Below are 6,870 nucleotides of genomic sequence, written 5' to 3'. Positions count from 1 at the left end.
TCTTCGTCGTTCGCTCGCGCTCTCAACTACGAATATGCAGACGGCGTCGACTATCGCGGACTAACCGCCTTCGCTTCGCTATCCATGGCGGTCAGCGATTGTGTGGTTGTGTTAACAACTCCTGAGTGGAGTATTTCGAAATTTGGCTAAACGCCTCTGAGGCGTATGTAAAACGACCGTTGAGATCAGTACTCGAGGTGATGATATAGCGGTCCAGAATATCGATATAGCGCTGTAGTTTGTTATGCGCCTGCTTGAGCTCATCCGCTCGCTTCTCGACCAGCGCCCTCAGCTGTCGAACCACCAACACAAGCCCAAACGCTACCAGCAGCAGTAAAATCGAGCCGCTCACCAGCCATACGACCCATTCCGGAGAGGTTGATGGATTGCGTTCATTAATCTCGACCTCCAGAGACTCCTGCGCGAAGAACCCCTTCTCCTGTGCCGCATAGTAGCCTGCAAATTGAAACTGGTGATACCACTTCAACTCCAGCGTCACCTTGTCAGCGGCTAGCACATCAACCTGAGTCACTGCTTGTAGAAACAAAATGAAAAGCAGGAACAACATTCGCGATGGAGCGCGTACACAAGACATGAAGGCACAGCCCCTCTTGGGCGAGACAGATAATCGATCGGTTAAACACCAGACAAACATCAGATTATTTCAGCACTAACCACTGCGTCGAGTAGAGATGGCAAGACAATTCAACAGCATGGATCGCAAAACACTCCTCACCAGTCTCCACACCACGCCCTGAGATTGGCATCCAGCATCAGAACCAACCGTAACAGCGGTTAGAGGCGTGTAAAATCCTCAGCTCAATCAATCAGACCAACGGGATCGGCACTGGTACTACCCACATAGATCGAAACGCTATCGATATCGGCACTGTTTACAACAATAGGGCTGATATCTGAGGTGAAGATGTCATCATCATGATCATAAAAACCCCTACCAAAATACTCGTCATCCTCCAGCAACCGGTCGCCATCAAAATCGGTTCCTGCATAGAGTAGATAGGTTCCATCTGGGACGTTACTCATGCTAAACGGCACCTCTGGTTCAAATAGCGCCACATCGAGATTCATGCGTATTTGCTTGACCACATTCAGCGTTGATTCATCCACCAGCACCATATAAACATTGCCGACATCTCTCTCATCTAAAGTAGAAACTCTGTCGGTCACATTGATCCGTGTGACATATTGATCGCCATTGCTCATTACAAATGTAATATCGAGCAGGTAGAGACCGTCACCAAATTGATCGCGGTCGATATCGAGCTGGTAGTCACCGAAGCCTTCACCATCGACGGCCGTGGGGGTCAGCGTGGCCCAGGGGTAGTTGAGCGTTATCGAGTCGACAGTGAATGTGCCACTCCACTTCACGATCGAGATGGTTTGAGAGCTAGAGAGAACCATATTGTCGATTTCGTAGATGATACCGACCTCGTCATGCACGGGTGGTGTCGCACCACCAGCAATTGCCTGTGCCTGCTGCACCGCCTTGAGTGCATCGATCTTCCCGTAGCCATAGGTGTCATTGCGCACAGCCGCACCATCCCCGCTCAGGTCGGTCGTGATCGCACCATTTTCGATCAGCGCAGTGAGTAGCGTGGGCGTCAGTTCAGAGTAGACCGATTTCATCAGGGCAATAACACCGGCAACATGGGGCGTTGCCATGGAGGTGCCCTGTTTATGGTCATACCCCGACTCACGGCTACCGGATGAGACATCCACCGAGGTGCTGAGGATGGTGCTATCAAACTTGCCATCGTTATCGGCATCGATCTTACTGTCCCCTCCCGGTGCGACCAGATCGAGCGTGGGGCCATAGTTTGAATAGTAGGCCTGCTCGTCGCCCATACCGAGAGCTCCCACAGAGACCACACCTTCGTAATCGGATGGGTAGTGTGGAGCATCGCTGCCATCATTGCCCTTTGCGGCAATCACGATCACCCCGGCATTCAGGGCCGCACTGATCGCATCTTTCGATGCTTGGTTGACGTAGGCGCCACCCAGACTCAGATTGATAATATCGGCCGCCTGCGGCGGAACCGTGGCGGAGTCGTTTGCCAGGCCTGCCGCATACAAGATTCCCTGAGCGACATCATAGGAGGCACCCGATCCCCCCTCGCCCAGTACCCGGATCGGCATTATCCGCACATCGGGCGCTACGCCGGCCACCCCGGTGGTGGTATTGGTACTCGCCGCGATGGTGCCGGCCACATGGGTGCCGTGCCAGACGCTATATGAAATAACTATATCACCGGGATCGTCGGGGTCGGGGTCTGGATCGATGCCATCGCCATCATTACTCATTGAGGTTGATACGATAAAATCGTAACCAGTCGAGAGTAGATTGCCCGATAGATCTTCATGGGCCATAAAGACACCACTATCAATAACTGCGACGATAACCGACGCATCGCCGGTGGTGATATCCCAGGTGTCGGGAAGGTTTATCGCCGGGTAGTGCCACTGCTGCTCATAGTGCAGATCATCGGGTACGAGGCTCATTTTCTGGATATAGTTCGGTTCTGCATAGTCGATGCGACTATCCTGACGTAGTCGCTTGATCGCTTTAATAGTTTCGAAGGCTTCCCGATCCTTCTGACTTAAACCGATGCCGTAGCGACCGTCCAACAGGCTGTATTCACTTTCATCCTGGTCACTGCTAGCGGCTGACTGCAGCTTCCCTGAAGCGGAGTTCTGGCCCATATCGTTGACCGAAAACAGCGAGGCTCGATCTGCAGCGCCACGTATCATGCTGACACTGCCACGGCTGCTGACAGATTCAATCGCTGTGGCCGCCGCCACACCCTTTTTATCGGCACCTGCGCCCGGTGGATTCACCACCTCACTTTTCAGCTTTGCAATGACCTGACCGGGAACAAAATCGTCTTCGAGGCGCAGCGTTTGCACTTCGTCTACCGAGGTGAGATCCATAAATGTCGCCAACTTATAGGTGCTTTTACCACGGTAGGCGGCAACCACAATGTAATATTCGCCTCCTGTCGGAACGTGAAGCGTCTCACTGCTATGGGTTCCCAGAGCGGTAGCCACCGGAGATTCTGGATCATCGACTGAATAGAGATAGAGATCGAGATCGTTAGCGTTCTCTAACCCTGTCTCATCATCGGGGTTTTTGATGGTCAAACATATCCTTTGACCTACTGGCAGATAGGCTCTGTAGATATCGACCTCATCCGCACTGTAGGTAAACCGCTCTCCTTCGATACCTGTCGCCGTTTTGCTCACAAATCCCCAGACATTCCCTAGCGAAGAGGGAGATATTAATAGCTGCGCGGTCGCTGTTGTGTTGTTGCTCTGATAGTCAGCATTGATATCATTTACATCAGAGTCCACTGTTCCCGTTCCCGACAACCCCAGCACTCCAGATAAGGTCACACCACCACTGGCGGCAACGCTGATGTCGTGTGACACGCTGTGCTGCCCTCCTCGGTCATCGGTCACTGTCAGGATTGCCGTATGGGTACCATCTGCAAAGTAGGTATGGGTGGTCGATGCACCACTGCCCTGAAAGCCATCACCAAAATCCCACCCATAGCCGACGACGCTTCCATCAGAATCGCTGGAGGTGGTGGCATCGAAGTTGACCGTTACTGGGCTGGTGCCTGAGTTCACATCGACCGTAAAGGCCGCCGTGGGAAGTGTATTGGGGCCCTGCACGGTGATGGTGCGCACATCAGCCACATCCCCCTGGCTGGCACTATCGGTTGCCAACATCTGGACATCGTAGCTGCCTGGAACGGTATAGGTGTGCGAAGTGGTCACGCCCGAGGCGTTATCCCCGTCACCAAACTGCCAAAAATAGTTGATGATATCGTTGTCAGGATCGGATGAGGTTGAGGCGTCAAAACTGACCGTCAGCGGTGCAGGCCCGCTATCCACATCGACATCGTATCGGGCCGTCGGGTAGTGGCTTGCCGAAATAGAGTCGATGACATCGCTATCACTATCCTCAGCGCCAGCATTGTCGGTGACCGTCAGCGTGGCCGTATAGCTGCCATCGGAAGTGTAGGTATGGGAGACCTGTTGACCCACACCAGAGTCTCCGTCACCAAAGTCCCAGGCGTAGGAGACAATGGAGCCATCGGTATCAGTTGAACCGGAGGCATCAAAATTGACCGTCAGTGGCGTGGTGCCTGAATCGGTATCGACGCTAAAGGCAGCGGTCGGTGCCTGATTGGCTGGCAGTACCCGAATAATGTGTGCCGTGCTCAGCTTCGTGGCGGCATCATCATCACGCACCGTCAGCGTCGCAAGGTAGACTCCCGGCGTCGTATAACTGTGTGCCACAGTCTGACCATTGCCACTGGAGCCATCACCAAAGTCCCACCCGTAGGCGACGATCGTGCCGTCGGAATCACCTGATGCAGACGCATCGAAGTTCACCGTCAACGGTCCCTCTCCACTATCGGTATCGACACTGAAGAGTGCGGTGGGAGCGTTATTGGCAATCCACACCGAAATAGTCTGAGGTGTGGCGTTATCTATCGCCCCTTCATTATCGGTAACCGTGAGAGTTACTGAGTGATTACCGACGTTCGTGTAACTGTGGCTAACCTGCTGACCGGTGGCAGTACTGCCATCACCAAAGAGCCATGAATAGCCGGCGATACTTCCATCGCTGTCACTCGATGGGCTTGCATCAAAATTGACCATCAACGGGCTGTGTCCCGTTCCGACATCGACAATAAAAGATGCCGAGGGGGCCTCATTGGTACTCAATACCTCGACAACCCGTACCGTACCGTGCCACTGGCCTTAGCACCGGCATCATCAGTCACGGTTAAGTTAACCGAGTACTTGCCTGGCGTAGTGTAGAGATGTGTCACCTGCCGCCCCGTGGCAGAGCTGCCATCGCCAAAGTCCCAGCGGTATTCTGCAACGCTGCCGTCGATATCGCTGGATGTGGAGGCGTCAAAATTGACCGATTCACCACTGTCGATGCTGCTGGTACTGACCGTGAACCCTGCCGTGGGTGCCAGGTTAGGTGTTGGAGAGTCAGATCCCTGCGAAAAACAGCCCGACAACATAACCAAGAGTGATAGATATGTAATGAACCGACTGTAAGATCGATACGGGTGTTGGAGAGCGCTGGTCAAAATTGTCATAATCTTCTTTACAACAGTTGGCTACAGGCTGCAGCCAACTGTGGTTAATAAAGCCATAAGGGTCTGACGCCAATAGAGTAAGTCGAGCTGCCTCCGGCATTCAGAATGTGTAGCAAGAGGAGATCAACCAAAGGCACTTCCCTGATAGAAATTTCAATGTATCAGTGAAATATCGAACAAATATGACGCCCACAGCCCGCAGCATTTCTACGTTTTAATCAAAAAAACTACCAACCTCATCACCTGGCGCTTAGTAGTGATAGTTCACCCGGATATTGGCTCCGTAATTGGCAACGTTGTTAGTTGTCAGTGAGGGCAATTGGGAACACTCGGCCGAGTAGCTGAGCGCAACATTCCGATAACAGGCTGGATTATCCAGCGTGACACTGTTGTCCCAATAATCGAGATGGGTGGCGAAGGTAGTGCTCAGATGTTTGCTAAAGGCGTACTCAATATAGGGCTCAATCTTGGTTCGATAGCTGTGGTTACGCTGTTCACGATAGGCAACATGGTGAGTAGTCCCACCTGCAAGATTGACACTCTGTCTGCTTGATAGCTCTGAGTGGAGTGTATAGAAGTAGAGCTTTGAATCGATTCCGACAGAGAGCGAATTCGACAGATGATGGTTGAGATCCAGCCCCCCATAATGCCAATAAAGAGTGTATTGATATCGTGACTGACCGATTGCAGCAGCGTCTGATCCAGCTTTAACTGTGTGAGATCCGCCGATAGATCATGATGAGCCGCCGAGAGCCCCATCTTGGCAGTAAAGGTGTTATTGATTGGGAATAACACCACTCCATCAAGATGATTACGCACCAATAATCCACTCAGGTGATCGGTGGAACCCGCGTTATAACTCGCCAACGAGCCATCCAGATAACGCAGGGTTGTGGTGTGATTGATATCAAGCAGCTCCGGTCGCATCGGCTGTTGATCCATCTCCGAGCGCTCATGCAGGTAGTCAACAGCAATTCCCCACTCACTGTTAAACAGCTTCTGCAGATGGACACCAAAGTGACGGGACAACAGATTCGACTCCGTTCTGGCCAGCGTTCCGTTATTCCAGGCGGGAAACAGATTGCTCAGCGGGTCAGGCTCATCCTCACCATAGAATCTGAGGCGTTGATCGGCGGCATAGGCGGCCCCAAGACTGACACCAATCTTCAGCGGCGTACCGCGCCCAATATCTGCGCTGACACCTCGATCCAGACCTGTGGCGACAAGGGCGTCTTGCGACTCATCACGGTCCGCAGTCACCGATGTTTCATCGCTGCTCTGCTCCACCCTAATCTCATCAGTAACAGCCAGGTCAGCATGTTCAACGTGGTTTTCCATCGACTGGTTAGCAGGAGTCGCACGAGGGTGTTCGGCGGGAGCTTCCACCACGACGCGACTCATTCCCCGTTCAGACGCTGCAAACCGAACAAAGGTGCCCGCACCGTGGTCTCGATTCATCGCCATCCGTAGCGATTGCGCCTTATCAAAGGAGCGGTAGGGCCCAATAAGCAGGCGATGCAGACCCTGCCGATCCCGATGACGATGTTGCAATAGATTCGGGTAGTTCTTGAGATAGGCCGGTGCAAGATAACCCTTGCTCGATGCAGAAACCTGCACCCAATACTCTCCAGCATCACTGGAAGCGACCGACACGACCTCACCGCTTCTTCGTCGTTCGCTCACGCTCTCAACTACGAATAGGCAGACGGCGTCGACTATCGCGGACTAA

General features: G+C 52.9%; 4 protein-coding genes. All 4 read right to left on the bottom strand.

Features of this window, described 5'->3' with window-relative positions; genetic code table 11:
* Nucleotides 1-91: 91 nt before the first annotated feature.
* Entirely contained in the window at nt 92-547 is a 456-nt protein-coding gene (locus BOW52_RS11230; protein WP_236725721.1) for an ABC transporter substrate-binding protein, read from the bottom strand.
* A gap of 272 nt (nt 548-819) precedes the next feature.
* On the bottom strand, nt 820-4,755 hold the full coding sequence (locus BOW52_RS17420; RefSeq protein WP_269087651.1) for a PKD domain-containing protein: 3,936 nt from the start codon (nt 4,753-4,755) through the stop codon (nt 820-822).
* On the bottom strand, nt 4,752-5,063 hold the full coding sequence (locus tag BOW52_RS11200) for a PKD domain-containing protein (protein WP_236725720.1): 312 nt from the start codon (nt 5,061-5,063) through the stop codon (nt 4,752-4,754). Before BOW52_RS11200 ends, BOW52_RS17420 begins: the two co-directional genes overlap by 4 nt.
* 504 nt (nt 5,064-5,567) lie before the next feature.
* Entirely contained in the window at nt 5,568-6,824 is a 1,257-nt protein-coding gene (locus tag BOW52_RS11195) for an SPOR domain-containing protein (protein WP_135622300.1), read from the bottom strand.
* Nucleotides 6,825-6,870: the final 46 nt, after the last annotated feature.

This window comes from Solemya pervernicosa gill symbiont, assembly GCF_002020875.1.
In the GTDB taxonomy this organism is placed as follows: Bacteria; Pseudomonadota; Gammaproteobacteria.
The sequence above is the reverse complement of the archived record's forward strand: the minus strand, read 5'-3'. Positions and strand labels throughout refer to the sequence as shown.

Excerpts from the sequence above, each read along its gene's own strand:
- BOW52_RS11200 (WP_236725720.1), bottom strand. The coding sequence starts at position 5,063 with ATGTTGTCGGGCTGTTTTTCGCAGGGATCTGACTCTCCAACACCTAAC.